General features: G+C 60.9%; 24 protein-coding genes and 8 pseudogenes. 16 read left to right on the top strand and 16 right to left on the bottom strand.

Annotated features, from left to right (window positions below):
• The first annotated feature begins 331 nt into the window (after positions 1-331).
• The 6 genes and pseudogenes from HWY30_RS34385 to HWY30_RS42085 form a co-directional block, all read left to right on the top strand.
• On the top strand, positions 332-1,573 hold the full coding sequence (locus tag HWY30_RS34385) for a cystathionine gamma-synthase family protein (RefSeq protein WP_090807751.1): 1,242 nt from the start codon (positions 332-334) through the stop codon (positions 1,571-1,573).
• Positions 1,536-2,033 (top strand): JmjC domain-containing protein, encoded by a 498-nt coding sequence (locus HWY30_RS34380; protein ID WP_279613319.1) that lies wholly within the window; start codon positions 1,536-1,538, stop codon positions 2,031-2,033. The genes HWY30_RS34385 and HWY30_RS34380 overlap by 38 nt, the downstream gene beginning before the upstream one ends.
• Before the next feature lie 21 nt (positions 2,034-2,054).
• Positions 2,055-2,387 carry a hypothetical protein gene (locus HWY30_RS34375; protein WP_143037223.1) on the top strand — a complete coding sequence of 111 codons (333 nt, stop codon included), beginning with the start codon at positions 2,055-2,057 and terminating at the stop codon, positions 2,385-2,387.
• A 19-nt stretch (positions 2,388-2,406) separates the two neighbouring features.
• On the top strand, positions 2,407-2,772 hold the full coding sequence (locus tag HWY30_RS34370) for a hypothetical protein (protein WP_143037224.1): 366 nt from the start codon (positions 2,407-2,409) through the stop codon (positions 2,770-2,772).
• A 340-nt stretch (positions 2,773-3,112) separates the two neighbouring features.
• Positions 3,113-3,646: pseudogene (locus HWY30_RS43145) on the top strand (transposase); the annotation flags it as partial.
• Positions 3,635-3,847, top strand: a pseudogene (locus tag HWY30_RS42085) (alpha/beta fold hydrolase); the annotation flags it as partial. The pseudogenes HWY30_RS43145 and HWY30_RS42085, both read left to right, overlap by 12 nt.
• Positions 3,848-3,876: 29 nt before the next feature.
• On the opposite strand, the pseudogene HWY30_RS34360 reads toward HWY30_RS42085, so the two are convergent.
• Positions 3,877-4,188: pseudogene (locus HWY30_RS34360) on the bottom strand (IS3-like element ISAzo10 family transposase); the annotation flags it as partial.
• A gap of 13 nt (positions 4,189-4,201) precedes the next feature.
• Complete coding sequence (locus HWY30_RS34355; protein ID WP_090807757.1) at positions 4,202-4,570, bottom strand: NUDIX hydrolase; 369 nt, start codon at positions 4,568-4,570, stop codon at positions 4,202-4,204.
• Positions 4,571-4,811: 241 nt separating this feature from the next.
• Between HWY30_RS34355 and HWY30_RS34350 the strand changes: the two genes are divergently transcribed.
• On the top strand, positions 4,812-5,723 hold the full coding sequence (locus tag HWY30_RS34350; RefSeq protein WP_167368726.1) for a CHAD domain-containing protein: 912 nt from the start codon (positions 4,812-4,814) through the stop codon (positions 5,721-5,723).
• A gap of 564 nt (positions 5,724-6,287) precedes the next feature.
• Complete coding sequence (locus HWY30_RS34345) at positions 6,288-10,112, top strand: autotransporter outer membrane beta-barrel domain-containing protein (RefSeq protein ID WP_176078999.1); 3,825 nt, start codon at positions 6,288-6,290, stop codon at positions 10,110-10,112.
• A 284-nt stretch (positions 10,113-10,396) separates the two neighbouring features.
• Here the strand turns inward: HWY30_RS34345 and HWY30_RS34340 are convergent, their stop codons facing one another.
• Both HWY30_RS34340 and HWY30_RS34335 read right to left on the bottom strand, forming a co-directional pair.
• Entirely contained in the window at positions 10,397-10,648 is a 252-nt protein-coding gene (locus HWY30_RS34340) for a DUF1488 family protein (protein ID WP_090807763.1), read from the bottom strand.
• A gap of 69 nt (positions 10,649-10,717) precedes the next feature.
• A complete protein-coding gene (locus HWY30_RS34335; RefSeq protein ID WP_090807765.1) occupies positions 10,718-11,035 on the bottom strand; it encodes a hypothetical protein in 318 nt (105 codons plus the stop codon).
• On the opposite strand from HWY30_RS34335, the gene HWY30_RS34330 reads away from it, so the two are divergent.
• Positions 11,027-11,272, top strand: a complete 246-nt coding sequence (locus HWY30_RS34330) for a hypothetical protein (RefSeq protein WP_167368683.1) — start codon at positions 11,027-11,029, stop codon at positions 11,270-11,272. The two genes, HWY30_RS34335 and HWY30_RS34330, sit on opposite strands and share 9 nt — an antisense overlap.
• Positions 11,273-11,409: 137 nt before the next feature.
• Here HWY30_RS34330 and HWY30_RS34325 read toward each other — a convergent pair whose 3' ends face one another.
• Positions 11,410-12,015 carry a TetR/AcrR family transcriptional regulator gene (locus tag HWY30_RS34325; protein WP_090807767.1) on the bottom strand — a complete coding sequence of 202 codons (606 nt, stop codon included), beginning with the start codon at positions 12,013-12,015 and terminating at the stop codon, positions 11,410-11,412.
• Positions 12,016-12,145: 130 nt separating this feature from the next.
• Here HWY30_RS34325 and HWY30_RS34320 point away from each other — a divergent pair, with 130 nt between their 5' ends.
• Both HWY30_RS34320 and HWY30_RS34315 read left to right on the top strand, forming a co-directional pair.
• The gene (locus tag HWY30_RS34320) at positions 12,146-13,069 is read left to right on the top strand and encodes an NAD-dependent epimerase/dehydratase family protein (RefSeq protein WP_090807769.1); all 924 of its coding nucleotides are present in this window, start codon (positions 12,146-12,148) and stop codon (positions 13,067-13,069) included.
• A gap of 2 nt (positions 13,070-13,071) precedes the next feature.
• Positions 13,072-13,416: a DoxX family protein gene (locus HWY30_RS34315; RefSeq protein WP_244145114.1), complete on the top strand. Its 345-nt coding sequence runs from the start codon at positions 13,072-13,074 to the stop codon at positions 13,414-13,416.
• Between the two features lie 256 nt (positions 13,417-13,672).
• Here the strand turns inward: HWY30_RS34315 and HWY30_RS34310 are convergent.
• Together HWY30_RS34310 and HWY30_RS34305 are read right to left on the bottom strand one after the other, a co-directional pair.
• Positions 13,673-13,807: pseudogene (locus tag HWY30_RS34310) on the bottom strand (oxidoreductase); the annotation flags it as partial.
• A 30-nt stretch (positions 13,808-13,837) separates the two neighbouring features.
• A complete protein-coding gene (locus HWY30_RS34305) occupies positions 13,838-14,542 on the bottom strand; it encodes an SDR family oxidoreductase (protein ID WP_090807775.1) in 705 nt (234 codons plus the stop codon).
• Positions 14,543-14,905: 363 nt separating this feature from the next.
• Between HWY30_RS34305 and HWY30_RS34300 the strand changes: the two genes are divergently transcribed.
• Entirely contained in the window at positions 14,906-15,517 is a 612-nt protein-coding gene (locus HWY30_RS34300; protein WP_090807777.1) for a TetR/AcrR family transcriptional regulator, read from the top strand.
• 28 nt (positions 15,518-15,545) lie between these two features.
• On the opposite strand, the pseudogene HWY30_RS34295 reads toward HWY30_RS34300, so the two are convergent.
• The 6 genes and pseudogenes from HWY30_RS34295 to HWY30_RS34275 form a co-directional block, all read right to left on the bottom strand.
• Positions 15,546-15,848 (bottom strand): annotated as a pseudogene (locus HWY30_RS34295) (alpha/beta fold hydrolase); the annotation flags it as partial.
• Positions 15,845-16,039 (bottom strand): annotated as a pseudogene (locus HWY30_RS42080) (DinB family protein); the annotation flags it as partial. The pseudogenes HWY30_RS34295 and HWY30_RS42080, both read right to left, overlap by 4 nt.
• Before the next feature lie 37 nt (positions 16,040-16,076).
• Entirely contained in the window at positions 16,077-16,793 is a 717-nt protein-coding gene (locus tag HWY30_RS34290; protein ID WP_090807781.1) for an O-methyltransferase, read from the bottom strand.
• A 74-nt stretch (positions 16,794-16,867) separates the two neighbouring features.
• Positions 16,868-17,164 carry a 4Fe-4S dicluster domain-containing protein gene (locus tag HWY30_RS34285; protein ID WP_090807783.1) on the bottom strand — a complete coding sequence of 99 codons (297 nt, stop codon included), beginning with the start codon at positions 17,162-17,164 and terminating at the stop codon, positions 16,868-16,870.
• Positions 17,165-17,166: 2 nt separating this feature from the next.
• The gene (locus HWY30_RS34280; RefSeq protein WP_090807785.1) at positions 17,167-17,475 is read right to left on the bottom strand and encodes a hypothetical protein; all 309 of its coding nucleotides are present in this window, start codon (positions 17,473-17,475) and stop codon (positions 17,167-17,169) included.
• Between the two features lie 12 nt (positions 17,476-17,487).
• Positions 17,488-18,069 (bottom strand): RNA polymerase sigma factor, encoded by a 582-nt coding sequence (locus tag HWY30_RS34275; protein ID WP_176078998.1) that lies wholly within the window; start codon positions 18,067-18,069, stop codon positions 17,488-17,490.
• Positions 18,070-18,374: 305 nt separating this feature from the next.
• On the opposite strand from HWY30_RS34275, the pseudogene HWY30_RS34270 reads away from it, so the two are divergent.
• Both HWY30_RS34270 and HWY30_RS34265 read left to right on the top strand, forming a co-directional pair.
• Positions 18,375-19,111: pseudogene (locus tag HWY30_RS34270) on the top strand (transporter substrate-binding domain-containing protein).
• Positions 19,112-19,196: 85 nt separating this feature from the next.
• Positions 19,197-19,499, top strand: coding sequence for a VF_A0006 family four-cysteine protein (locus tag HWY30_RS34265; RefSeq protein ID WP_090807787.1), 303 nt, complete (start codon positions 19,197-19,199; stop codon positions 19,497-19,499).
• 150 nt (positions 19,500-19,649) lie between these two features.
• On the opposite strand, the pseudogene HWY30_RS34260 reads toward HWY30_RS34265, so the two are convergent.
• Positions 19,650-20,383 (bottom strand): annotated as a pseudogene (locus tag HWY30_RS34260) (TIGR03118 family protein).
• Between the two features lie 263 nt (positions 20,384-20,646).
• Between HWY30_RS34260 and HWY30_RS34255 the strand changes: the two are divergent.
• Positions 20,647-20,982 carry a hypothetical protein gene (locus HWY30_RS34255; RefSeq protein WP_090807789.1) on the top strand — a complete coding sequence of 112 codons (336 nt, stop codon included), beginning with the start codon at positions 20,647-20,649 and terminating at the stop codon, positions 20,980-20,982.
• Between the two features lie 447 nt (positions 20,983-21,429).
• Here HWY30_RS34255 and HWY30_RS34250 read toward each other — a convergent pair whose 3' ends face one another.
• On the bottom strand, positions 21,430-22,647 hold the full coding sequence (locus HWY30_RS34250) for an FAD-dependent monooxygenase (protein ID WP_090807791.1): 1,218 nt from the start codon (positions 22,645-22,647) through the stop codon (positions 21,430-21,432).
• A gap of 173 nt (positions 22,648-22,820) precedes the next feature.
• On the opposite strand from HWY30_RS34250, the gene HWY30_RS34245 reads away from it, so the two are divergent.
• Complete coding sequence (locus tag HWY30_RS34245; RefSeq protein ID WP_090807793.1) at positions 22,821-23,765, top strand: LysR family transcriptional regulator; 945 nt, start codon at positions 22,821-22,823, stop codon at positions 23,763-23,765.
• A gap of 36 nt (positions 23,766-23,801) precedes the next feature.
• On the opposite strand, the gene HWY30_RS34240 is transcribed toward HWY30_RS34245, so the two are convergent.
• Positions 23,802-24,419, bottom strand: coding sequence for a dihydrofolate reductase family protein (locus HWY30_RS34240; RefSeq protein ID WP_090807795.1), 618 nt, complete (start codon positions 24,417-24,419; stop codon positions 23,802-23,804).
• Between the last annotated feature and the right edge of the window lie 243 nt (positions 24,420-24,662).

Raw genomic sequence — 24,662 nt, 5'->3', positions numbered from 1 at the left:
CAGTCTTGCGTTGGGAGTCGCCCCGGTCGCATCGAACCACGAATGCGCAAACGAAGACCGAAGTCCTACCCATGGCTGAAAGAGCCTCGTCACATCGCACGTGAGCGCGTCCAAAAATATGGGCACGCTCCACGGGCTTAAGTAAGTGCCATTCTCCTTAGAGCCTGTTCGTGCCAGCGAGGCTAGTCAACCCCGCAGCGCGACATCGCGGAGCGGGTTTTGCCCATTCGGGGTGTCCCGCGCCGCCGGACGGGACGCCAAGGACTTCGCCGGCGAGCGGTTACAGGGGATAATCGGTTGGAAGCAATCGATCTAAAAAAGCGGAGAAAGAATGGACAAGCAAGGTTTCACCACTGGCATCGTTCACGGCGACAGAATTGCGGGCACCGAGCACGGTGCCTTGCGTCAGCCAGTTCATACGTCCGTGCAATATGGTTTCGAGCGCGTCGAGGACCTGATCGGCGTGTTCCAGGGCACGAAGAAAGGCGGCTTCAATTACGCACGGCAGGGCACGCCCACCACGGCCGCGCTCGAGCGCAAGATCACCAGCCTAGAAGAAGGCGTCGGCACGGTCTGCTTCAGCACAGGCATGGCCGGCATCACTGCGACGTTCCTGACGCTGCTGCGCGCGGGCGATCATCTCGTGTCGAGCCGTTACGTGTTCGGCAACACCAACAGTCTGTTCGGCACGTTGCGGGGGCTCGGCGTCGAAGTCACGACCGTCGACGCGTGCAACGTCGACGACGTGAAGAACGCAATCCGGCCGAATACGCGCATGGTGTTCGTCGAAACCATCGCGAATCCGGGCACGCAGATTCCCGACCTGCAAGGTATCGGTGACGTGTGCCGTGAGCGCGGCATCGTGTACTTCGTCGATAACACGATTACCTCGCCCGCATTGTTCAAGCCAAAGGCGGTCGGCGCGAGCCTCGTCATCAACTCGCTGACGAAGACTATCGCGGGTCATGGCGCGGCCCTAGGCGGCGCGGTGACGGATACCGGTCTGTTCGACTGGAGCGCGTATCCGAACATCGCCGACGACTATCGGCGTTCGGCGGCGAAGGATCAGGGGCTGCTGCAGATCCGCAAGAAAGGCCTGCGAGACATGGGCGCGGCATTGTCGTCCGAGCAGGCGCACTCGATCGCGATGGGCGCGGAAACGCTCGCCTTGCGCGTGAAGCAAAGCAGCGACAATGCGCTCGCGCTCGCGCAGTTTCTCGAAGGGCACGAAGCGATCGGCAACGTGTTCTATCCTGGCCTGAAGAGCCATCCGCAATACGAGATCGCACAGACGCTGTTCAAGGGCGCATCCTGGCTGTTGTCGTTCGAATTACTCAACGTGGATCGCATGGTCGAAATCGTCAACGCGCTCAAGCTGCCGGTCAAGGCGACCGGTCTCGGCGACACGCGCACGCTGATCATTCCCGTCGCGCCGACGATCTTTTTCGAAGCCGGGCCGGAAACGCGCAAGGCGATGGGCATTTCCGACGGCATGCTGCGGCTGTCCGCGGGCATCGAGGATATCGACGACCTGATTGCGGATTTCGCACAGGCGCTCAAGTTCGCGGCGTAGTTTTTCGGGCTTTCGAAATTCTGAGCGAGGCTGGTACGCCGGCCTCGCTTGTTTAGTTCCTGGCAGTGCAATCGGACGCCGGGGTATCAGTCCAGAAATTCCCGTATTCGATGGAGTGTTGAATGCAGGTGACATGCTCTACATTCCACGAGGATGGTGGCACGAGGCCGCTCCGTTAATGGGAGAGCCGACTTTTCATCTGGCTATCGGCGCCCATACCGCGAAGTTGGTTGATTACTTGGTATGGATAGCAAATGAAGTCTTACCAATGAATCAGCTAGCTCGTACATCGGCAATTGGCTCGATGAAAAGGGATGACTTTGTCACCTTTTCCTCCCTTGCCGCCGAAACTTTGGCTGATCCCAAAAATTATTCGAAGTTCAGCAGTCAGATTGAACAAATGCGGAACGACTACACACCGTTCAACCTGGAAACAATGGTGAAGTCGGTAACAGAGTAATTATATTTAAGGTATGGATAAATGAGACCTCTAACAGAAGCTGAAATTGAAATGGTGTCGGGCGCCGAGACCATTACTTATACCCTCCCCGCTGGATCTTCCGTCACCACGACCCTCCTGGGTGATTCTTCGACGTCAATCACCGTCAACATACCCGGAGTTCCCAGCTACACTTGGAACAGCGGCATTGCGGTAACGTGCTTTATTCTAGGAACGGGATTCGGGATGACAGCGGGAATTTTGTCTGGAAAGCCGACAGTTGGTGCTCTCACCGACTTTCTTGTTTCTAAAAGCTGCTCTGCTGTAATGAAAGACATACAGCAACAGACTCCCACCGACGACGGGGATGGCTAAATGCAATTATGGAGTTTAAATGAAAATAGCAATGATGCGAATTAGTTGGTATTTCGCGCTAGCCTTAATCGCGATCGGCTTTAGCAGGATTCACTTTGTGAATCTCTTCGGCGCATTCATGCCGGCGTTGGCCGCGTATGTTCCTGCGTCATTGTTTTGGCTCTTTTTTGGGGCCATCGTGACAGGCAAGCGGGGAGTACCGTCTACCACATTCGGCGTGCGCACCAAGAGTTTGGGCACGATCCTGCTTTTCGCAGGGATTGCCCTATCTGTTACTTTGGTGCTCACCAATCGAACGGTCGCAGCAAGCTTTGCCATCATGCTGGCTCTCGGCGGAGCGGAGTTGATTCTGATGTCTCGTGGCGCTGAAGCGCAAAACTCCTAGCGGACCAAGAACTTCATCACCTAACCCTGTTTCAGTTGCCACCTAGCCCTCCGTCACCGGAGGGGCTAGGTGATTTTTCATGACAAATCCATACGAACCAAGTAAAACGGGTCTTTTTCGTGAGCAGGCAATTAATGCACGTCGCGACAAATACACTGGTCAGATTTTGCTTAGCTATCCACTTCCCACCTGGATATGGTCAGCGTTTGGGATCATCGCAGCGTCGCTGATACTGTGTTACGTCGCATTCGGTAGTTATACCAAGAAAGTGCTCGTAAGCGGACAAGTAGCTTAGTCTCTAGTTCCAAGTGCAACACCTTGAATGAGGTAGGGTGTTGCGATGAAGAAGAACTACAAGCATTTGAGTGCGGAAGAACGCGCGGCGATCATGATCGAACATCGAAAGGGCGACAGCATAAGAACTATTGCGGGGCTGCTGGGGCGCAGCGCTTCGACGGTGTCGCGCGAACTGGCGCGTAATTGCAGCGTGGACGCGCCGCGCTACTGTGCGACGCAGGCGGCCTCGGCCTATCGGCTGCGTCGTCGGCGCTGCGTGCGGCCGCGCGAGTTGATCGAAGGCAGCGCGCTTTATCGGCATGTGCATGATCACCTGGTCTACTGGCGCTGGTCGCCGCAGCAAATCGCTGCCAAACTGCGGGCCATGTATCCAGACGACCCAAGTCAGCACGTCAGCCACGAGACGGTCTACGCTGCCATTTACACCTATGCACGTGGCTCGCTGAAACCGGCCATGATCGCAGCCTTGCGCCAAGAAAAACCGGCGCGCGGAAATCGGCGCACGACGCTTGCTGGCGGCAGCTATGTTCCCGAGGATTTGCGCATCCAATATCGCCCCGAGCAGATCGAGCAACGGTTGTCCCGGGACGTCTTCAGCTACGTGTTCATGCATTATCGGGACTACGGCAGCATGCGTGAGACACACGGCGCGTACACGATCGACGAGATTGCCTCCGATGCGCTGGCCCTTGCTGACGGGCTCGGATTTCACACCTTCAGCCTGATCGGTCATTCGATGGGCGGCATGGCGATCGAGCGCATCGCCACATTGGCGCCCGGCGCGTGTCAAGGTACTTGTCGCCTCAGTCATGCAGCCAAAGGCTGTTTAAGTGTGGCATGCGAAGCCATCGTGACGACTGACTCGCGCTCCGGATTGAGAGTGACGGCGCCGATCGGCGTCCAGTCTCGCGTGCAGCCTGACCAGCGTGCGGGGTTGCGTTCCCGCGCCTGGACATATACCTCGTGACGCGCCGCGAGGATCACGTGATCGTCGCCGTCATGGCGCTGCGCCGGGCTGACGTAGCGGATGCTGCTGTGGCGGTGGTCGAAGTTGTACCAATGCACGAACTCGCTCGCCCAGTCGCGTGCAGCATTGAGATCGGTGAAGCCCGTGTTGGGTTGAAGGTCTGGGCTACTTCCTGCGCCGCTGATACATGAGCTTCACGATATCGGTCGTCGGCCCGCTGGTCATGAGGCGACGGATCTCGTCCATGTGAACCCAGCGACATCTGGATATTTCGTTACTCGGGCGCGCTTTGGCCCGATTCGGGATTTCGCAGGAAAACACGTGATGGTGCTTCTGCTTGCCACGGAAGTCGAAGAGATGCTTGGCCGACTTGCCGGATAGTTGAGTTTCTTCCTTGAGTTCCCGAAGTGCGGCGTCCGTGCGATGTTCTCCACGCTTGAGGATCCCGCCCGGTAAAGCCCACTTTGCTTGACTACGTGCGACCAGAAGGATTCGCTTACCTCTGCGACAGATCACGGTGGCGCGTTTCTTCAAACCGAACTCCCACTTATGCCCCAGATGCTCTCAAGACGCGCACCACACGGCGGCGTATCGGGCGTTGCCAGACATAGTTGAGCATCCTAATACAGAACAGCAGAAGGCGGTAATGTTTCGAAACGAGGACAGCGGACGCGCGGCAGCTTAATGTATGTCATCACCGCGTCACAATCTCGGCGCTCGAGGGTCGCTATGGTAAGGTCTCGGCAAATGAATTTCTATCCGACTCGAGGCTGCAATGGATATGGATGGTGACTGGTCCTTGCCACGGCCAAACACTCTCTTCAAAGTCAACCGCCGGACGGCCGGTTCATCACTTTCAAAAACGAGTTCCATCGCCAGTACCTTCTCGTCGCTGGCGGCGCCAGTGGTGGCCGAAGCCGTGCAAAGGGCAAGAGAGCTATCCGCGCAGAGCGATGCAGAAGGGTTTCATCAGCTTCGCGTCGCTTTCAGAAAGCTTCGGGCTTTGTACTGGGCGTACTCTCCATACCTCGGAGAGGAATCGACCGCGCAAGCCACCGAAGAATTCAAGCGTCTTGCGGCCGTGGCAGGCCGAACCCGTGACTGGGACATAGCAGGCGATCTGCTGAGAGCCGCCAAGGAGTCCGGCGCCTCGATCGAACTGCTGGTGGCCGCAGCGCGCGAGAAGCGCGCGCAGGCGGTGGTGCATAGCCGGACGATGATCAAAAGCGACGATGTCGAGGCGTTTCTGAACGATGTCATGTTTCGCGCGCAAACCACACTGCTGTCGCGTTGCGACAATCTACCCATTCAGGCGTTCGCCGAGAAGCGTGTCCGTCTAGCGCGGCGTGCACTTCAAAAGCGAAGCAGACGCGCTGCACGCAGCGAGGACACCCACGAGGAGGATCTTCACGACGTTCGAAAGGCAGGCAAAAAACTGAGGTACCTGCTGGAGTTTTTTCAACCCGTTATCAAAGGCGGACACGGTCGCACCATCAAGGAATTGACATCCGTGCAGAACAAGCTGGGGCAGTTCAACGACATTGCCGCAAGCGAGGCGCTGATTCGCAGCGCATCATTCAATGAGGTTCCGCCCGAGGTCGTGCGGGAATCGCTGCAATGGTTGGGAAAGCAGAAGTCCCAACGGATGCGGGAGGCATCGCGGCGGGTCCGAGGCATCTCTAACTGAGGCGGGCGCGATCTGACTGAGTGGATGCCGAAGTATCACCGGGTTGTCGCGCGGTTGGTAAACGGCTGCGCTCGGCCACGAAGAGCCGCTCACCGGAAGCATCGCCGGGACAGTCAAACGTCAGTGACAATCTGGAAAGCGGAGATCCAATCGGGACACGACGATATGCTCAGGCGCTTTTCTCGGGTGGCGAGCCGTTGGTAACTCGCATGAAAGGACCGCAATCGAAGCCTTCCAGGTTAATTCTTGACAAATCAATCTGCCTACCTACCCTTAGCAGAACTTGGCAACAACTCAATCGCGTGCGCACAACCTGTAAGGCAACGACTGTTCGGGGAGATGCTTTCCAAAGTCAACGTCGATGGGTCGGTCTCCCGAAGTCAAGCTCGCTTGACTTGGCAAACTTCCACCGGCAGGTAACGGAGGGTCGTCGTGGCGGCAAGAGCGATTCATCGCGCATCGTTAAGCACGTTGGCCGGCGGCGCGCACGGTCGATTGACGATGCCGCTGACGACGCGGCACCAGCGACTCAACTCTTTCTGCATCCTCCATGCCATGTGGCTCATGGGCCTGGCACCCGTGCCGGCATTGGCGCAGCAGACGGTGACTGAACGGCCCAATCTCTCCGGGAGCGAAACGATCGACATCCCCGCCAACAACGTCCTGTTTGTTGGCACCGATAACACGAGCACCAGCTTCTCCGGCACGATCAACAATGCTGGCGTTGCGAGCGATCCAACGTCGCAACAAGGCCAGTTTGTCAAAACGGGCGGCGGAACACTGACGATCGACGGCGCAAGGATCCGGGGGGGCTCCGCATTCGTGATTGGCGGTGGACTGGCGGCGACGAGCAGCGACGCCGCCATCGACTATCTTTCGCTGGGCCTGGGCAATGCCCCAACTCTTCCCGGATCGACGTCGTCTGGCACGTTGAACGTGAGCGGCGGCACGCTAACGTTCAACTCCGCGCTCCAGGTCGGCGACTTCGGCGGCACGGGCACGGTTACGCAGACCGCGGGCAACGTCGTCTTCGGTATGCCGGGCACGCCGGTGTCGCTGAACATCGGCAACCAGGGCGGTACGGGCACCTACAACTTGTCGGGCGGAACGGTCACATTCGGCAACAGCACCACCGACTTCATGACGCTCGGCCGCAATACGCAAGGCAACCCGAGCAGCGGCACGCTCAATCTGAGCGGCGGCACCTTCAACGTGGCTAATGGGACGCTGTTCATCGGCTCGAACGTCGTGTCCTCGGGTAGCCAGGGCACCGGTACGATCAACCAGACCGGCGGTACCCTTGCAATCGGCAGCGCGTCGAGACTGTTCCTCGCGGCGGCCGGCAACGGCACGTATAACCTGTCGGGCGGCACACTGCAGATTGGCGGAAGTTCGCTGTTCGGCGACTTCAACAATCTGGGTGGCACCTATGCATTCAATCTCGGTGGAGGAACGATACAGGTGGTGGGTTCGGCGCTGAGCGCAGGCGTCAACGCAACGCTGGTCGGAGGCACGACGTCGACCATCGACACCAACGGCATGGGCGCGACTTGGTCCGGCGTGCTCTCCGGAAGCGGGGCACTGGCCAAGGCCGGCAACGGCGTGCTCACGCTGACCAATGCGAATACCTATACCGGCATGACGACCATCTCTGCCGGCACGCTGGCGCTGACGGGAAGCGGCAGCATCAATTTGACCAGCGGGATGTTAAACAACGGCACCTTCGATATTTCGGGCGTCACAAGCACTCCGATTCCGGGGGTCGCGACGGGTGTCGTGCCGCTGCCGAACCTGTCGGGCAGCGGCACCGTGATCGACGGCACGAACATACTGGTGGTTGGCACCGATAACACGAGCACCAGTTTCTCCGGCACGATCATCAATGCCGGCACGGCGAGCGACGCGCTGCACGGCATCTTCGTCAAGACTGGCGCAGGGACGTTCACGATCAACGGTGCGCGGATTCAGGGCGGCTCGGCTTTTGTAGTGGGCGGTGGACTAGCGGTCTCCAGCGGCAGCACCGCGATCGACTATCTTTCGCTGGGCCTCGGCAATACCCTCGCGACGCAGGTCCCCGGATCGACGTCGTCTGGCACGTTGAACGTGAGCGGCGGCACGCTCACGTTCAACTCCGCGCTCCAGGTCGGCGACTTCGGCGGCACGGGCACGGTTACGCAGACCGCGGGCAACGTCGTCTTCGGTATGCCGGGCACGCCGGTGTCGCTGAACATCGGCAACCAGGGCGGTACGGGCACCTACAACTTGTCGGGCGGAACGGTCACATTCGGCAACAGCACCACCGACTTCATGACGCTCGGCCGCAATACGCAAGGCAACCCGAGCAGCGGCACGCTCAATCTGAGCGGCGGCACCTTCAACGTGGCTGATGGGACGCTGTTCATCGGCTCGAACGTTACGTCCACGGGTAGCCAGGGCACCGGTACGATCAACCAGACCGGCGGTACCCTTGCGATCGGCAGCGCGTCGAGACTGTTCCTCGCGGCGGCCGGCAACGGCACGTATAACCTGTCGGGCGGCACATTGCAGATTGGCGGAAGTTCGCTGTTCGGCGACTTCAACAATCTGGGTGGCACCTATGCATTCAATCTCGGTGGAGGAACGATACAGGTGGTGGGTTCGGCGCTGAGCGCAGGCGTCAACGCAACGCTGGTCGGAGGCACGACGTCGACCATCGACACCAACGGCATGGGCGCGACTTGGTCCGGCGTGCTCTCCGGAAGCGGGGCACTGGCCAAGGCCGGCAACGGCGTGCTCACGTTATCCGGCCAGAACACCTTTACTGGTCCGACCAGCGTTCGCAATGGCGTGCTCAATCTGACCGGCTCGTTGCAGTCGCCGGTCAATGTGGAGGCGAACGGAACCCTGGGCGGTACAGGAACGGACTTGAACACCGTCACCAATGCCGGAACGGTTGAGCCGGGCTTCGGGCTCCCGGCAGGGCAATTCGGTGCGATGACTGTCAAAAATTTCGTGGGTGCCGGCGGCACGCTCGCGCTGCGCACGTTCCTCGGTCTGGATGGCTCGCCGTCGGACAGACTCATCATCAACGGCGGCAGCGCCGACCCTTCAGCCGTACGTATCACGAACGCAGGCGGCTCCGGTGGATTGACGACGGGGAACGGCATTCTCGTCGTCGAGACAACCAACGGTGGCACCACGGCGTCGGACGCCTTTTCGCTCGTCGGCGAGGCGCGCGGTGGCGCCGAAGACTATCGTTTGTTTCGCGGTGGCGTCAACAGCAGCAATCCCGAGGACTGGTTTCTGCGCTCGTCGTTCGTCGTGCCGCCCCCACCGGGGGGAGGCGAAGAGGAACCGGAAACTGGACCTGGCACCGAGCCCCCACCGGATCCGCTGCCGCCTGGCGTCTACCCGATCATCGGGCCGGAACTGGCCACCTATGGCGTAGTTCAACCGGTCGCCCGGCAGATGGGTGTCGAGATGCTCGGGACGCTCCATGAGCGCATCGGCGACACGCTCACGACGGAGAGCGGCGGCTCGGGCGGCTCGGGCTGGGCAAGCTCCGCCTGGGGACGCGTGTTCGGCGGCCAGATCGACAACCGCTACGAGGCTTACGCCGATCCGCGCGTGAGCGGCGGAGTCGGAGGCGTGCAGACCGGTCTCGACCTATGGCGTGGAAGCGTCTGGCCCGGTCATCGCGACGCTACAGGCGTCTACTTTGCATACGGCTACGGCAGTGCAGATGTCGATGGCCTGGTCACCAACGCAGCGGCAACCGGATACACGCTGGAGCACACCGGCTCAATGCATCTGAATGCATATACAGGCGGAGGCTACTGGACGGACTACGGCCCCAGTGGCTGGTATGTCGATGCGGTTGTGCAGGGTACGCACTACGACGGCGCCGCGACCACTCAGTTTGCGAATCTGCCAGTCCGGGGTACGGGCTTCGCGACATCACTCGAGGGGGGCTATCCGATCCCGCTGCCGCTCGGCCCGGGTTTCGAGCTGGAGCCGCAGGCGCAGATCATCTGGCAGCACGTGTCGTTCTCCGACGCGAACGATGGTCTGGGTGAAGTCTCCCTCGGCTCCACTTCGGGCGCGAGTGGCCGCCTCGGCGTGCGCGGGAAGTGGACCATCGAAGGCAGCCAGGGAGCGGTGTGGCAGCCGTATGTGCGTGCCAACCTGTGGCGGGATTTCAATGCCCAGGCCACCACGACCTTCGCCAATGACCGGGTGCCGCTGAATGTGCAGGCCACGCGACTGGAACTCGCCGGCGGTGTCACCGCCAGGCTCAAGGAGCGGCTGAACCTTTACGGACAGTTCGGCTACCAGTTCGCCGTGAGTGGAGACAGCAATGTCCGCCGTAGTGGCGTCGCGGGCGATCTCGGCGTGCGCTACCAATGGTAGGGCCTCTAAAGTGCAAGGTGTCCTGCATCCCGACCTTCCAGGTCGTGGATGCACAAATGTAGGCAGGCAAAGGAGACTTATAACTGCCTTGCCAGTCCTGATATCAAGAGTCGACTACGGTCGAGAAGTCGTCAGCGATCGCCCCGGCGACTGGCCGAAGTGCATCAAAAACAGCCTCAGGATGCGGAAGCCGTCGACCGGCAGCAGCGGATCGAGCCTGCATGAAAACGCGTTGATCGCCTGAACTGGATCAACTCATTCAGCATGGGTGACCGGATGAAGCTTTAGTGCAGCGTGTAGAGAGTCTGCGGCCCCTCGGCATAGAGGGTCATGGCGACCTTCAGGATCTCATTGCGATTCCGGTCGAAGGAGGCCAGCACCTCGGCTTCGTCAGTACCGAGGGCGGAGTCGAAATTCTTCAGTACGCGGTCTTCCACAAAGAAGGTAATCTCGCGTGCTTTGTCGTATCCCCAGAACCACACGCCATGCCTGATCCCATCATAGCTGCGGCTGGGGTTGGAAAAACTGAGTGCCATGTGTCGTCCTTCGTTCTACGCCTCAGATGGACCGGGTTGCACGCTCACTACCCGCGCGGAGCGCTCCCGCTAGTGCGGATCGCCTTTCATGCTTTCGGCTTCCATCGCGGCATGCAATTCCTCATATGCCTCGATTGGTTCCATGTCCTGATCGACGAACGCGGCTGCGCGCTCAGCGGCGCTCGATGCGTCGCCCGGGATATCGCTCTCGCTGTCGTCTTCGGTACTTGGCGGCAGCAGCATGTCCTCAAGCATCCCGCGCAGCTCGGGAGTATTCCATGGCTTGCCCAGCTTGGCCTTCCTGTTCAGGTAATGACGAATTTCCGAGTCTTGCTCGGCCGTGAGCGGAAGCCCACGAAAAGTGGGGTCCGAGTGGTGATGGATCATGATGCACCTCCCGAAGCGGTTTGCGCCTTCAATGTGGAGATATCAATTTACTGCGATGAACGTTACAAGTTGCATGTGATCGTTGTGCCGCGTGTCCGCGGCCAACCGATTTACGTCTTCTTCTTGGCGACACCTTCGTTCGCAACCCGCGAACGAACCGTGCTGAACGGCTTTGCCGGCACTGACGGCTTCGCGGGTTGCTTGGGCTTTTTCGCTTCGCGAGTGCTGCGTAATTGACTCTTGGCCATGGTGTTGCTCCTGGTGCGTTGCGTGACAAGGTGGTATTCCCAGCATACGCGCTTAGTTTGGTCGCGGCGTCAAAATGAACTGATGTGGAGGGTCGCTACGCGGAAAACCGACAGGGTTGGCCCATTTTAGCGAAGTGCAGCCGCCACGGCCTCGTCAATCTGCAGCGCAAAGCGCGCTTCAACATCGGGCACCGCGTAGCCAATTGACAGTTCCAGATACGCGTCGCCTAGCACCAACTGAACGAATGTCGCTGCCCGCAATACAGCAGTCGATTCGTCAAATCGCTTTCGCAGAATTTTTGCCGCGAAGGCACGCACGACCTTTGCGCCATTTTCGTAGAACACCTGGCCGAGTTCCGGAAGACGCTCGGCCTCAGCGACGATGGCCCGGTAAAGCCGCAGGTAATCCGGCACGATAAGGCTTCGTGCCACCAACCACCCCAACTCGTGCAACTCGACTTCGGGTGATCCATCGGATTGCTCGTCCTGAGCCCCGGCAAGAAGTCCACCCACCTGAGCGCACATCGAGCTCACCAGACCAACGAAGAGTGCCTCCTTCGACTTGAAGTGGCGGTAGACCGTCTGTTTGCCGACACCAGCGGCCGCGGCGACATCGTCCATTGTTGCCAGGCCGAAACCTTGGCTTAAAAAAACGGTTCTCGCGCCTTCGAGGATGGCGGATCGCTTACGGCGTTGCAGCGGGCTCAGGTCGGGGAGAGAGGGTGTGTTCATCCCAGATAAATAACAGATCGCCGAGTAGTTGACAAGACTGGTCAGTCTCGTTTAGATTTGTCAAAACGAGACCGGTAAGTCTCGTTCGTGTGACTTATCAACTTCGCAGGCAATCATCGAGGAGAACGCTATGGAACTGTTCATGACAGGTGGTACTGGCTACATCGGACAAGCGGTCGCGCGCAAGGCAATCAGCCGCGGCCATCGGGTGACGGCGCTGGTGCGCCAGGACAGGTCGGCTGCTGCCAGCGCGCTGGCAGATCTCGGCGTGAAACTGCATTCCGGCGACCTGCGTGAGCCACAGTCTTTCGCTGCGACTGCCGGTGCCGCCAAGGGCGTGGTGCACATGGCGTCGACCAATGATGCTTCCGCCGGTGCCGTTGATGAGGCTGCGGCTGTAGCGATGCTTTCGCATTTGCAGCCGGGCGCGGCGTTTGTCTATACGTCGGGCACCTGGGTCTACGGCAATACGGAGGGCGAGCCCGCGACTGAAGCTTCGGCGCTGAACCCGACACCACTCATCGCCTGGCGGCCCGCAGTGGAGCAACATGTGCGGGCGCTAGCGGCGAGCCGCTCGATTGCCGCAGTGATTCTCAGGCCGGCGATGGTGCACGGCTACGGCGGTGGCGTCTTCGGCATGCTTGCCGGGATGGTCCGTCAGACCGGCAGTGTGAGGGTCGTCGGCGATGGTCGCGATCACTGGCCTGCCGTTCACGTCGACGATCTCGCCACGGCTTACCTGAGCGCGGTGGAGCAGGCGGCAAGCGGGGACGGTCGGGTCGCGGGACAGATCTTCAACGTGGTCGCGGAAGATGCCGTTGCCGTTGCCGAAATGGGTGAAGCGATTCGGGCCTCGGTCGGCGCCGATCGCGTCGAACTCTGGTCGCTCGACGATGCTCGCAAATCGCTTGGACTGTTCGCTGACGCACTGGCGCTCGACCAGACAGTAAGCGGCCAGCATGCCCGCCGAGTTCTTGCGTGGGAGCCCCATGGCCCCGGCCTGATTGCGGACCTCTCTGCACAAAAACACTTTCAGCAAATCAACGGAGCATGACGATGGCGTGGAACAGTGCGTCTTTAGAATCGATCCTCGCGACGATCGTAGCGGTTCTGTTCGCGGTTGCTGGGGTGGTCAATCTCGCAAGACCCGGCGCGGTGAAGCGCGACTTCGCACGCTGGGGTTATCCGGCATGGTTTCAGTGGCTCTGTGGCGCTCTCGAGTTGTTGAGTGCGGCACTTCTTGCTGGACGACAAACCAGAGTCTTAGGCCTAACGCTGGCCGGTGCGATCATGATCGGTGCGCTCTTCACGTTGCTACGAAATCGGGAACCGTTCCGGCATCTCGCCCCGGCGCTGATCTTCTCGGCTCTCATTGTGGTTACTGCGGCGGTCCGCGGTTGAGGCTTCCTTGCCAGCAGGCGAGTGAGCCCGGGACGCTAACAGCCCGTGCGGGCAATCCGTGCTGCAGGTACTTGAATACGCGCACGGATAGCTGCACTGGAGCAACTCCAGTTTGATCGCGTGCGTCATGCTTGCGCTTTTTGTAGCGATGGCTGGGCGCTCCGGGTCGCCTGCCGCAGATCGCCGCTTTACGTGCCACGGGAAACGGTCCCTCATGCATGGGGCAGCGCGCGGCCACTACCGGCCATTCGTGGCGCATATCGCCGGCGTGGAAAATGGGATCGGAGACTCGCCCGACGTGCCAGAACTGGGAGACGATCAGACCGCCGGCTGCGTGAACCGCAGAGGTCACCTCCTTCCAGCCCGCGACCTGCTTTTCCGTCCAGATGCCCGCGCGCGACGAGCGGACGCTCCGGCGCCTTCAGTGCGGCGCCGGAGCGTCGAGATAGACGCCTGCCGACAACCCGGCCTTCACCTGCCGCGTGAACTCGTCGGTGGACACTTCCTCCGCCCCTGCCTCGATCGCGTCGTATGCCTGACGCACGACGTCGGCCGGCGTCGCCTTCGGCACTTCCAGCCCGCGCGTCAGATCCGTATCGATAAAACCGGCATGCAGCCCGACCACCTGCGTGTGCTGCTCGCGCAGCGAGTGACGCAGGCCGTTGGTCACCGCCCACGCGGCCGACTTCGACACGCCATAAGCCGCGAGGATCGGCCGGTTTATCCAGCTCGCAACCGACAGTACGTTCAGGATCGCGCCGCCGCCGTTGCCGGCAAGGTTGCCCGCGAACGCCTGCGACATCGACAGCATCCCGAACACGTTGGTGTCGAAGTGATCGCGTAACGCGTCGAGCGCGCCGTCGTCCGTCAGACTGCCGAGCCGCGCGATGCCCGCGTTGTTGATCAGAAGCGTGACGTCGCGCGCCGCGTCGGCGGCAGCGGCCACGGCCGCCGGATCGGTCACGTCAAGCTTCACGGGCACGACGCCCGGCAGCGTTACGCCGGCCGGATCGCGCGCGCCCGCATAGACCTTGCGCGCTCCTCTTTCGAGCGCCTGCTTCGCGAACTCAAGGCCAAGCCCGCGGTTCGCACCCGTCACGAAAACAACAGCACCTTCGATCTTCATATCTCATCCTTTCGCATGATGAATCGCATGGGCGCCGGTTCGCAGCGCGCCTGAAATCCGGAGAAAACAAACCTGCCCTTGCGTACTGAACCGTTGCGCCGCCGAACGGCGCCAACGTCGGTCGCCCGCCGCCCGCCGCCCGCCGCCCGCCGCCCGCCGGCATCAAAGAACCGCGATGGACCCGAACTGCCATCCGTGCCACGCCGGCGTTGCTTCGCGTTGTGCGCGAAAGTCGGCTACACTCATGACAATGTCGATCACCATCGTCTTACGGCGAATTGTGTCGACGTAATTCGGGTATGTCAATGGTGATCGACATTGTGTTTTTCAATCGACGCGATCGCTTGTATAAGGGAGAGATCGATGGGGGTGTCACGACAGCAGGCCGCCGAGAACCGCAGCGCGATCGTCGCGGCCGCCGAGCGGCTTTTCCGGGTACGCGGAGTCGATGCCGTGGGGCTGACGGAGTTGATGAAGGAAGCCGGTTTTAGCCAGGGCGGCTTCTACAACCACTTCAAGTCGAAGGATGCGCTGGTCACCGCGGTCATGGAAACGGCAATGCAAGACTACGCGGATTCGCCAAGCGGCGGCAGCCTGGGGAAGCAGGCGGCACGCTACCTGTCCGCCTCGCACCGCGACAACCTCGCAGCAGGGTGCCCGCTGTCCGGCTTCGCTGGCGACGCTCCGCGGATGACCGACGCGGCGCGTGCGTCCTACGCGCGCGGCCTCGCCGCGTATCTCGACCGGCTTGCAGCCATGATCGCCACGGAAGGCGCGACGACGGAACAAACCCGTCGCGATGCGATTGCAGCGTTCAGTCAGATGGTCGGGGCGCTCGTGCTGTCGCGTGCGATCGCAGGCGCCGATCCGGCCTTCGCCGACGAAATCCTCGACGCGGGGCGGCGCACGCTCGTCGACGCGCTCGACGACCCGGTCACGCCGGACAGCGGGCGCCGCAGAAGGTCGGATCGCTGATACGCCGCCTGCGGCCCCGGGGGCCCTGCGTGAAGTTGCCTTCAACATTGACAATCCGGCGGACGTCTCCTGGATATGCGTGTGCAAACAGCATCGCGATCGATCCGCCTATCGAGTGACCAACGACATCAACACGTCTTGCTCCGAAGCGTGCGTCAGCGAACCCGCGAATATGCTCGACTTGCGCGGGTAAGGAAATCTGCTCGAACGGGACGGACCGATGCTCTCCATAGCCGAGCAAATCGGGGGAGGCGTGCTTGGGTTCGTATTGCCATACGTCCAAGGTTCCCATGAAGCCGTGAATGAAAATGACGGGCGGGCCGTTCTTCATATCGGTCGTCCTCTCTTTGGGCGTGTTTCGGTTTTCTTCAGTTCGTCATCAAGTTCTGCGAGTTCAAGCAAATGAGTCCGATCGTGGTCAAGTAACTCACGCACGAGTTCTTCGAGAGTCATGTGCCGCATACCATCGCGAAGCCCGCAACGCATAAGCTGCTCCGCTCGCAACCCAGATTGAACGGCACATGAACCGGATTCCGGACGGCGTCCACTCTTCGTCAGCCTATGACACGACGACTGTAAATTCGACCCCTGATTCAAAGTCGAGCGTCGTGGTCGAAAAGCGCGGATCGTCGTCGAGGTAGTGCTTGTATGGCCGAACGGCGTCCTCGGCGGTGTACATGTTGTCGGCGAGAACGATAGATCCTGGGCGTAGCAGGCGCTCAATCTGCTTGAACAGATTCAGATAGGTGTTGGCCCAGACGTCGATAAACACCATGTCGAAAGTGCCGTCCAGCTCGGAAACGGTCTGGAAGACGTCGCCCTCCCGCAGGTCAACATAAGCGTCTACGCCCGCCGTTCTGACGTGGGCCCGAAGTTGTGCGCACTTAACAGCATCGAGTTCAGTCGCTACAACCGTCCCACTGCCTAACGTGCGAAGGGCCTCGGCGAAATACAGCGTGGACACGCCGCAGGAACTGCCGAGCTCGAGGATTCGGGCCGGCTTGTGCGAAAGCACCATGTTGCGTAAGAACCGTCCCGTTTCCGCTGACACGGCTAACGATAGAGCAGTGCCTTGCGAGGATTCGAAATCTTCGCTCGATAGCCCGAGCGTTTCGAGAAACCGTCCACGGAGTCGAGGTACGAGCGTTTCGTATTCCTCCGCGAGACTCAGAAACTCCTCGCTCGATACCTGAAATTGCGCCTGTGCGCGGGCTATCACTTCTGTCTGGCTCTGTTCGTGAAGCTGTCGCAGAAGATCCGTGGTTGATGAAGCCATGTGCGCTCCTTGAGGAGATCGATAATACTGACCACGGCGCCAGGCGGCCTGCGCTTTTCTTAAAACGCGTAACGCTATGCCGTTCTGGCGAGCTTGATCGCGCGTTCAGGGCACGCCGTCACACAAAGACCGCACGACCGGCAGGCGTACGCGTTCGGTGTGTAGGCGACTTTCATTCCATGCACGCGTAGCTTGAGGCGGTGCATCAAATCGAGGCTGAGATAATCGACGTCATCGATGCGCCGGATCTCAAACACATTCTCAGGGCAGACCTCCAGGCAATCGCCCTTGCCTTCGCAACGTTTCAGGTCGACGACTGGCGCAATCACGCCCGGCTTCTGTTTGCAGTCGTCCGTTGATTTCTCGCGCATGTTCAATCTCCCGCGCGCCGGTCGCGGCCCGATCGCCATGCCGTCTGGAAATGCTCCCGTTCTTCGGGCGTCATCGCTTCCCATTTGCGCCAGTGACGCCGTTCGCGCCAGCCGCCGTGTCCGCGGAATCCGCCAAACAGGATGCGGCTCAAAACCAGCAAGCCCAACGCGTGCGCGAAGTCGATCGCACGGGCGCCAACGAATAGCGCCGGAATCACCCAATTCCATAGCGTCATGACCACCCATCCGAGCACGGCTATGGCGACCACCGCCAGCAGCGCTTTGCCCACACATCTGATTCGAAACTTCATCCCTCGACTCCTCTATATATCCAGTTCGTCATAAATGGCCTGCAATCGGGCGCGCAGATGCAAGACCGCGTAGCGTTTGCGCGCGAGCAGCGTATTGAGCGTGACGCCGCTTTCCGCCACCATGTCTTTGAAGGGCCGCCCCTCCAACTCGTGCGCGATAAATACCTCACGTTGATTCGGCGGCAACTCATCGAGCGCATCCTGCAAGGCCTTGAGCAATACAGCGCGAGCGTAAAGCGCTTCGGGGCCTGCATCGTGCGCCGGCAGGGCGAGGTCGAGGCGATACTCACCGGTGGTCTCGTCCTCCGCCTCCGACAGATCGGTCAGCGGTTGCTCCTTCTTCTTGCGAAAACGATCGATGATGCGATTGCGCGCGGCACGGAAAAGCCACGCGCTCGCCTGTTCGATCGGAGCGGGAAGCCGGTAAGCCTGCACGAATTCGTGGAACACATCCTGCAGGATGTCTTCGGCGTCGTCCGGGTCGCGTATTCGACGCCGGATAAAATTGACGAGCCTCGTGCGCTCACGCACCACGGTCGCGGTGATGTCGCTGTCTCGGTCGGTCATCGGGTGCGAGGTGGGTGGCGGTTCCATGCGCCTGAAGACGTTTCAGGAGCGCGAATATTGTGGTGAGCGCGAAAAATCTTTCCTTGAGCAACTGCCGCTTCGCTTGAGGCAGTGCGTGACAGGGTTGCGACCATGGATTGACCGGAAGACGTGGGTGCGTTTCCGTAGCGATGCCGCGCAATCCAACCAACGTCCATAAGACCGACACTCGATCCAGGCATAACCGCGTTCGTTTCAGAGAGAGCCGCCGCAACGACAACCGCGCATGTAAGTAGAATCGTCAACATTCGGCCCGGCATTTGATGGCCGTTCCCAATTGGCGAGACACAGCGATGAAGGTAACGATTGCGTACATCGAAGAACCCCCGTTCGGTTGGACGGAACCAGATAGTACCCCCACGGGCGCTGACATCGATCTGGCCGACGCGGTTCTTCGGGCGATCGGCGTAGCCCGGATCGAGCATCATCTGACGTCGTTTAGTGAACTCCTGCCCGGCGTTGAAGCAGGCAGGTGGGATATGAACGTTCCGCTGTTCGTCACACGCGAACGCGCCAATATGGTCGCGTTCGCGTCCCGGTATGGGGGATCGCAGACGGTTTTCTGGTTCGGACTGGAAACCCGAAAGCGCTCGACAGCTACGTGTCGCTTGCCAAACGCGCTGATGCGCGCCTTGGCATCATAGCCGGACAGGTGCAGCACGACTCAGCGAAAGCGTCTGGCGTAAGCGAGGACCAAATAGTCGTCTTCGAGCATCAGGCCGACGCTGTCGAAGCGGTTCTCTCTGGCGCCGTCGATGCGTATGCGAGCACGGCCTTGGGGAATCGGATCATTGCGAACCGGATCGGAGGCTCAATGCTCGAGGCTATCGAGCACGAACCGGGAACGAAGGGCAAGCAGCAGAAGCCTCCGCTCGGGGCATTCTCGTTCAATAGAAGTAACAGCGATCTGATCCATGCGGTAAACAAAGCCCTTCGTTCATATCTGGGCTCGCCAGATCATCGTGCTCGCATGGCGGAATTCGGTCTGACATACAACGAGATCGATCCCGCTCTCGCGGGTCGAGTATAAGACGGGCGTCGGCCAGGTCCTGCACCGAACCGCAAAATGCTACGATTGCCCACCGTTATATCCCTTGAGGGTCTCGCCCACGTTCATGATCAAGCCCGCCTCTCTGCTTCTGTCGACCGCACTCGCCACGCCGCTTTCGGCTCTGGCGCTCGGCACCGATAATCCAGACTACGATCAATGCATTCTGGGTTCGCTAGGAAATAGCCAGAGCACTTTCGCGGCACGCGTGATTAGCGATTCGTGCAACGCGCTTTACCGAAATGGCGCACTGCTTCTGCCGCGGGAAAAGTCGTATCACGTGTGTGTGCTGCAGAATGTGCAAACCGTGCGAGGGGCATTTGCGGTTCAGCAGATATTGCGGGCATGCCGGCGTCAGAATCAGATGTGAGTCAGGGCAGTCAGGACCTGACATCGCTGGTGCTCAACCGCGCGTGGATGTGATGATCATCACACGCACTGCTCAGGCGTACATCGCCACGCATAAGCAATACCGCCGCTCTCGCATCGAGAGCGGCACTTCTCAATTGCGCGCTTAGCGCTACATTCCAATGCTCATCCCGCCGCCCGCGCTTGTGCCGGTGTTCGTGCCGGTGTTCGTACCTGAGCTCGACGTCGTATTCAGATCGATTCTTCCGTAGACGCCATCGGCTTCGTCATTCGGCCCCGCCGCGAAGAAGAGCGTGCTGGAAGGCTGATTGCTGAGATCGTTGCCGAACGCGATGCCCCACGCGCCCAGCTCGACGATCGGACCGCCGTTCGGTCCATTGATCTGTCCCATCGACTGACCGCTCGACGCGTTGAACGCATTGGTCGGCCCTACGGCGGTGCCCAGGCGGTGATGGTGCCGCCTTCGCCCGTGAAGATGAACGCAGCGACTCCAGACTTGCCGTTTTCCGTGACGCGGAAGCTTTGTGTTCCATTGAAAACGATGCCCGTGGGCGATGCGGAGCCGTTCTTGCCGTCGGGTATCGTGACGACCAGCGATTGCGGCACGCCATTGCCGTCATAGAGCGTCGCGACGTTGGTGCCGTTGTCCGCGACCCAGACGAAACCTTTGGGATTGAAGGCCACGCCCCAAGGGTTTTTCAGATTAGCGTCGGTGTGTGCAGCGGGCACCGCGCCATCGGATACGAGGGCCGTCGCTGCGAATAACGACTGGACGGATGGGCTCGCGCTGCTCGAACTCGAGCCACTGCCGCCGCCGCATGACATCAGAGTCGCGACGGCCGCGCCGCATGCAACGACGCCGAATAGAGCGAGTAGAGACTTCATGACCGCACTCCTTGTTCTGCCCAAAGGACCTAACGGTCAATGAACGAGAACAGCGCGGGATTTGTTCCGGCGGAGAGCGGCTTATTTCGCGGCAGATTTCGTGCGATCCAACGGTTGAATCCGCCTCCCACGACCGCCACTCGGTGCGCCGCCGATCGCTTCGCTACCTACAAAAGCACGCGGCACGCTGTTTGCGACATTGCTGTAGCGCAGGCGGCAACTGTCTGCGTCTATCTTCGAGTCCAATTAAGGAGGGGCGGATCATGAGCAAGGCAACCATCACACTAGTCGCGGCCGTCGCCGCACTCTCGCTGTCGGGCGGCGCTTTTGCGCAGGCGGCCGGAGGCCAGAGCGGCAGCGGTTCGACCGGTACAGGCGGCAGCACGGCTAGTCCGTCGAACCAGATGAACGGCGCAACGACGGGCGGCTACGGCATGCCAGGCACCACCAACTCGGACAGCGGCATGGGCGCCAAGGCACCGAACTCGGGCCTGCCGAGCAGCAATAGCAGCTCGACGTCTGACACCACCGCCGCTCCCAAGAGCAACAACACGCTGGCGACCCCGAGCGTGGTGTCGCCAGCCGCTACCGGCCATTGACAGCTGGTAGAAATGACCGTCAGCCGCGAATCAGCGCAAGCACAAAGGGCTGCGATCGCAGCGACATAGGTGCAATTGCGACCGGCGCGCAGTTTCCCGGATAGCAGGCGCTAGCTAATACGACCGATCTACGCGGTTCCATGCTGTCGCTATTCGACATTTCTACACCGGGAATTACGCGCCGGGTTTCCAGGCAAACGCATGAACTCCAGGATTTACGGCTCGCATCGGAAGCCGCGGAGCCGGGTAGGCCGCGCGTTGCCGGTCACTCGATGCCGTGCAGGAGCGTATGGCCGTCACACGCGAACCCATTTTTCACAATATCGATGCCAGTTCGGGCAATCGAAGCTCGGTCAATGGGTTGCATGTGACGCGTAGTGGCTGGAGAGAGGCGCCTGGCATGAGCATGCGGCCCACCGCCTCCCTATTGAAGCCTCATGGAGAGGCTCAAAGCCACGTGCCCCCTTGCCGCGCGCTCGGCTCTTGCGCAAGCGCATCGAAATCGTGAATCCAGTCGAGGTGATGCAGCATGCTGTCGCGCGCCCCTAGCCGCGCGTTGCGTTCCTGCGCGGCGGGGCCGTCCGGCAGATGCAGCACGTCCGCGGTGCTGATCGACGCGTACTGCACTTTGCGCGTGCGGCCCCGGCGCAGACGCTCGTAGGCTTCCTGCGCTTCCCGCCACTTACCCGGGCCCGCCTTGGCGAGTTGCGCGGCCAGCACCACGGCATCCTCGATCGACTGGTTGGCGCCCTGGCCGTGATGCGGCACGAGCGCATGCGCGGCATCGCCGATCAGCGTCACGCGGCCCTTGCTCCAGCGGCCAAGCGGCGGACGGTGAAACAGGCCCCAGCGCTGACTGATCGGCACGGCCGTGATCATCTGCACGACGGCCGGATGCCAGTCCTTGAACAGGCGCAGTTGCTCGCCTTCGGTCGACGGCATGACCCAGTCGCGCGACGGCCACGGCGACGGATGACGCTCGACCAGCAGGAAGTTCTGATCGCCCTTGTCGCCGATCGGATAATGCAGCAGATGGCCGCCGGGCCCGACCCAGAACTGGATCGTCTCCGGATCGGGCAACAGGTCCATGCGCTCGGCCGGCACGATGCCACGAAAGCCCGAGCAACCGGAATACAGCACGTCGTCGTAGCCGAGCATCCAGCGCCGCGTGATCGAGCGTGCGCCGTCGGCGCCGATCACGAGATCGGCATCGATGCGCCGACCGTTGTCGAACGCGAGACTCACGCGATCGGGATGCTGCACGAGATCGATCAAGCGATGGCTGAGCTCGATGTGCTCGAGACCAACTGCCTTCGACAGCACCGCCTGCAGATCGGCGCGATGAACGCCCCAGTACGAGCCACCGAACTGCTCGCGATAGCTGGGCATGCCGCGATGATGTCCAATGACGCTGCCGCTGCGGCCGTCACGATAAATGAGCCCGGGTACTTCGGCGCACACGTTTTCGAACGCGGAGCGTAGCCCCATGCGCTCGTAAAAGCGCGTCGCGTTGGCCGACAGTGCGACGGCCGCGCCCACTTCGCGCAACTCATCGGTCTGCTCGTAGAGTTGCGCATCGATGCCATGTTCGCGTAGTGCGAGCGCCAGCGTAAGGCCGCCGATGCCGGCGCCGACGATCGCGATGCTCAGATCCATCCGGTTCATGATTGTGTCTCCGATTTGCGGGTTTATCGATTCGGGCCACTCTGGAACGCGCGCCCGGCGCGTCGCATGCGGATACCGTGTTGGTATTTTCAGCACTAGACGATCATTGCTCAATAAGATGAAATGAATCTACTTCATCACTGAAATGAATGACCTTAAGTCATGCCGAGACCATGGAACTGAGCGATCTCGATCTCAACCTGCTGCTGCTGTTCCAGCGGCTGATGCAGGAGCGGCGCGTGGCGAGCGTCGCCGAGCAAATGAACATGAGCCAGCCGGGCGTCAGCAATGCGCTCGCGAAGCTGCGCCGCCTGCTCGGTGATCCGCTGTTCGTGCGGGCGCCGGGCGGCGTGGTGCCTACCCCGTTCGCGCTGCGTCTCGCGGAACCGGTCTCGCAGGCGCTCGCCACCTTGCACGCCGCGCTCAATCCGGTGACGGGCTTCGATCCGCTGCGCGAGATGCGAACGATGACGATCGGCATGACCGACATCGGCGAAGTCGTGTTTTTGCCCGCATTGCTGGAACGATTGTCGCGCGTCGCGCCAGGCATCGCGATGAATACGGTGCGCAATACGAGCGTCAATCTGAGCAACGAAATGGCCGACGGCCGGGTCGACCTGGCGATCGGTCTATTGCCGCAGTTGAAGGGGGGTTTCTATCAGCGGCGTCTGTTCGATCAGCGCTACGTCTGTCTGTTCAGGCGCGCTCACCCACTCGAGGACGCGCCGCTCACGCTTTCCGCGTGGCGCGAAGCCGAGCATCTGGTGGTGGTGTCGGCCGGCACCGGCCACGGTCAAGTGGACGAGTGGCTAAAACGGCGCGGCGTGCGGCGTCAGGTGCGACTGACGGTGCCGCACTTCATGAGCGTCGGCTACATCCTGCAACGTACCGACCTGATCGCCACGGTGCCCGAGCGCCTCGCTCTGGAGTTGGCCACGCCGTTCTCGCTCAGCCTGCGCGCGCTGCCGATGACGCTGCCCGCCGCGCCGATCCATTTGTTGTGGCACGAGCGCGTCCATCAGGATGAAGGCAATCGCTGGCTGCGCGAGGTCGTGATCGACCTGTTCGCCGATACCGTGGCGCGTGGCAGGCGAGCGCGGGACGTGAGGAAGAAATAGGCCTCCGTTTGTAAGCGTCGATCGGAAGCTTCGCGCTTACTCGAACGTTCCGGTTCGGACTTCGCCGTTGCGGGTGTAGCGCGTGATCAGCACGCCGCCGGGGGTGCTGGTCGCGTGTGCCAGCCTGAAGGCGGACGCTTGCGCGTCGTTGCCGAACAGGCGTTTGCCGTGCCCGAGCATGACGGGATAAATCAGGAGTTGGAGTTCATCCACGAGGCCCGCCGCCAGCAGTTGGCGCACCATGTCGCCGCTGCCGAACGTCAATAGATCGGCACCGTCCTGAAGTTTCAGCGCGCGTATCGCGTCGGCAAGGTCGCCCTTCAGTGCATGACTGTTGTGCCAACCGAGCGTATCGGATCGATGCGTGGCCACGTGCTTGCGGACCTGATTGAACTGGTCGGCCATGTCGCGGTTGCGTGAATCGGCCGGTACATATGGCCAATAAGACGCGAATATGTCGTACGTGCAACGCCCTAGCAGCAACTCGAACGGCTGCGCGAGCAGATGATGCACACTTGCGCCGACCGCTTCGTCGGCGTAAGGGACGATCCACCCACCCAAACGAAAATCACCACTGGCATCCTCCTCGGGCGCGCCGGGGGATTGAGCGACGCCATCCAGACTGAGGAACATGGAAACGATGTGCTTGCGCATGATGTGCTCCTGGGCGATGAACCTGATCGGTTCCATCTATACGACGAACGAGTCGCGTGCGGATCGACAATCGACGTCCGCACCGGGCGAAGCCGCGTGAGCGAGCATCGCCCGGTCGGCGCACAATGACTGGACCCACGGGTGCCTGCGCCGCAGGTGTGAAGGTGCGCACCACTCGCCAGCGCATGGTCGGAAGATCGCCCGACACAGTGATGCGGACATAGCAGCCGGCGTAACGTCCGG

The organism is Paraburkholderia tuberum STM678 (assembly GCF_902833905.1).
Taxonomy (GTDB): Bacteria; Pseudomonadota; Gammaproteobacteria; order Burkholderiales; family Burkholderiaceae; genus Paraburkholderia; species Paraburkholderia tuberum.
Note: the sequence above shows the minus strand (reverse complement) of the source record. Positions and strands in the feature narration are given on the sequence as shown.

Bases quoted from the DNA above. Each gene is read 5' to 3' on its own strand.
- HWY30_RS34385 (WP_090807751.1), top strand. From the start codon at position 332: ATGGACAAGCAAGGTTTCACCACTGGCATCGTTCACGGCGACAGAATT.
- HWY30_RS34375 (WP_143037223.1), top strand. From the start codon at position 2,055: ATGAGACCTCTAACAGAAGCTGAAATTGAAATGGTGTCGGGCGCCGAG.
- HWY30_RS34370 (WP_143037224.1), top strand. From the start codon at position 2,407: ATGAAAATAGCAATGATGCGAATTAGTTGGTATTTCGCGCTAGCCTTA.
- HWY30_RS34350 (WP_167368726.1), top strand. From the start codon at position 4,812: ATGGATATGGATGGTGACTGGTCCTTGCCACGGCCAAACACTCTCTTC.
- HWY30_RS34345 (WP_176078999.1), top strand. From the start codon at position 6,288: ATGGGCCTGGCACCCGTGCCGGCATTGGCGCAGCAGACGGTGACTGAA.
- HWY30_RS34340 (WP_090807763.1), bottom strand. From the start codon at position 10,648: ATGGCACTCAGTTTTTCCAACCCCAGCCGCAGCTATGATGGGATCAGG.
- HWY30_RS34330 (WP_167368683.1), top strand. From the start codon at position 11,027: ATGGATCATGATGCACCTCCCGAAGCGGTTTGCGCCTTCAATGTGGAG.
- HWY30_RS34335 (WP_090807765.1), bottom strand. From the start codon at position 11,035: ATGATCCATCACCACTCGGACCCCACTTTTCGTGGGCTTCCGCTCACG.
- HWY30_RS34325 (WP_090807767.1), bottom strand. From the start codon at position 12,015: ATGAACACACCCTCTCTCCCCGACCTGAGCCCGCTGCAACGCCGTAAG.
- HWY30_RS34320 (WP_090807769.1), top strand. From the start codon at position 12,146: ATGGAACTGTTCATGACAGGTGGTACTGGCTACATCGGACAAGCGGTC.
- HWY30_RS34315 (WP_244145114.1), top strand. From the start codon at position 13,072: ATGGCGTGGAACAGTGCGTCTTTAGAATCGATCCTCGCGACGATCGTA.
- HWY30_RS34305 (WP_090807775.1), bottom strand. From the start codon at position 14,542: ATGAAGATCGAAGGTGCTGTTGTTTTCGTGACGGGTGCGAACCGCGGG.
- HWY30_RS34300 (WP_090807777.1), top strand. From the start codon at position 14,906: ATGGGGGTGTCACGACAGCAGGCCGCCGAGAACCGCAGCGCGATCGTC.
- HWY30_RS34290 (WP_090807781.1), bottom strand. From the start codon at position 16,793: ATGGCTTCATCAACCACGGATCTTCTGCGACAGCTTCACGAACAGAGC.
- HWY30_RS34285 (WP_090807783.1), bottom strand. From the start codon at position 17,164: ATGCGCGAGAAATCAACGGACGACTGCAAACAGAAGCCGGGCGTGATT.
- HWY30_RS34280 (WP_090807785.1), bottom strand. From the start codon at position 17,475: ATGAAGTTTCGAATCAGATGTGTGGGCAAAGCGCTGCTGGCGGTGGTC.
- HWY30_RS34275 (WP_176078998.1), bottom strand. From the start codon at position 18,069: ATGGAACCGCCACCCACCTCGCACCCGATGACCGACCGAGACAGCGAC.
- HWY30_RS34265 (WP_090807787.1), top strand. From the start codon at position 19,197: ATGATCAAGCCCGCCTCTCTGCTTCTGTCGACCGCACTCGCCACGCCG.
- HWY30_RS34255 (WP_090807789.1), top strand. From the start codon at position 20,647: ATGAGCAAGGCAACCATCACACTAGTCGCGGCCGTCGCCGCACTCTCG.
- HWY30_RS34250 (WP_090807791.1), bottom strand. From the start codon at position 22,647: ATGAACCGGATGGATCTGAGCATCGCGATCGTCGGCGCCGGCATCGGC.
- HWY30_RS34245 (WP_090807793.1), top strand. From the start codon at position 22,821: ATGGAACTGAGCGATCTCGATCTCAACCTGCTGCTGCTGTTCCAGCGG.
- HWY30_RS34240 (WP_090807795.1), bottom strand. From the start codon at position 24,419: ATGCGCAAGCACATCGTTTCCATGTTCCTCAGTCTGGATGGCGTCGCT.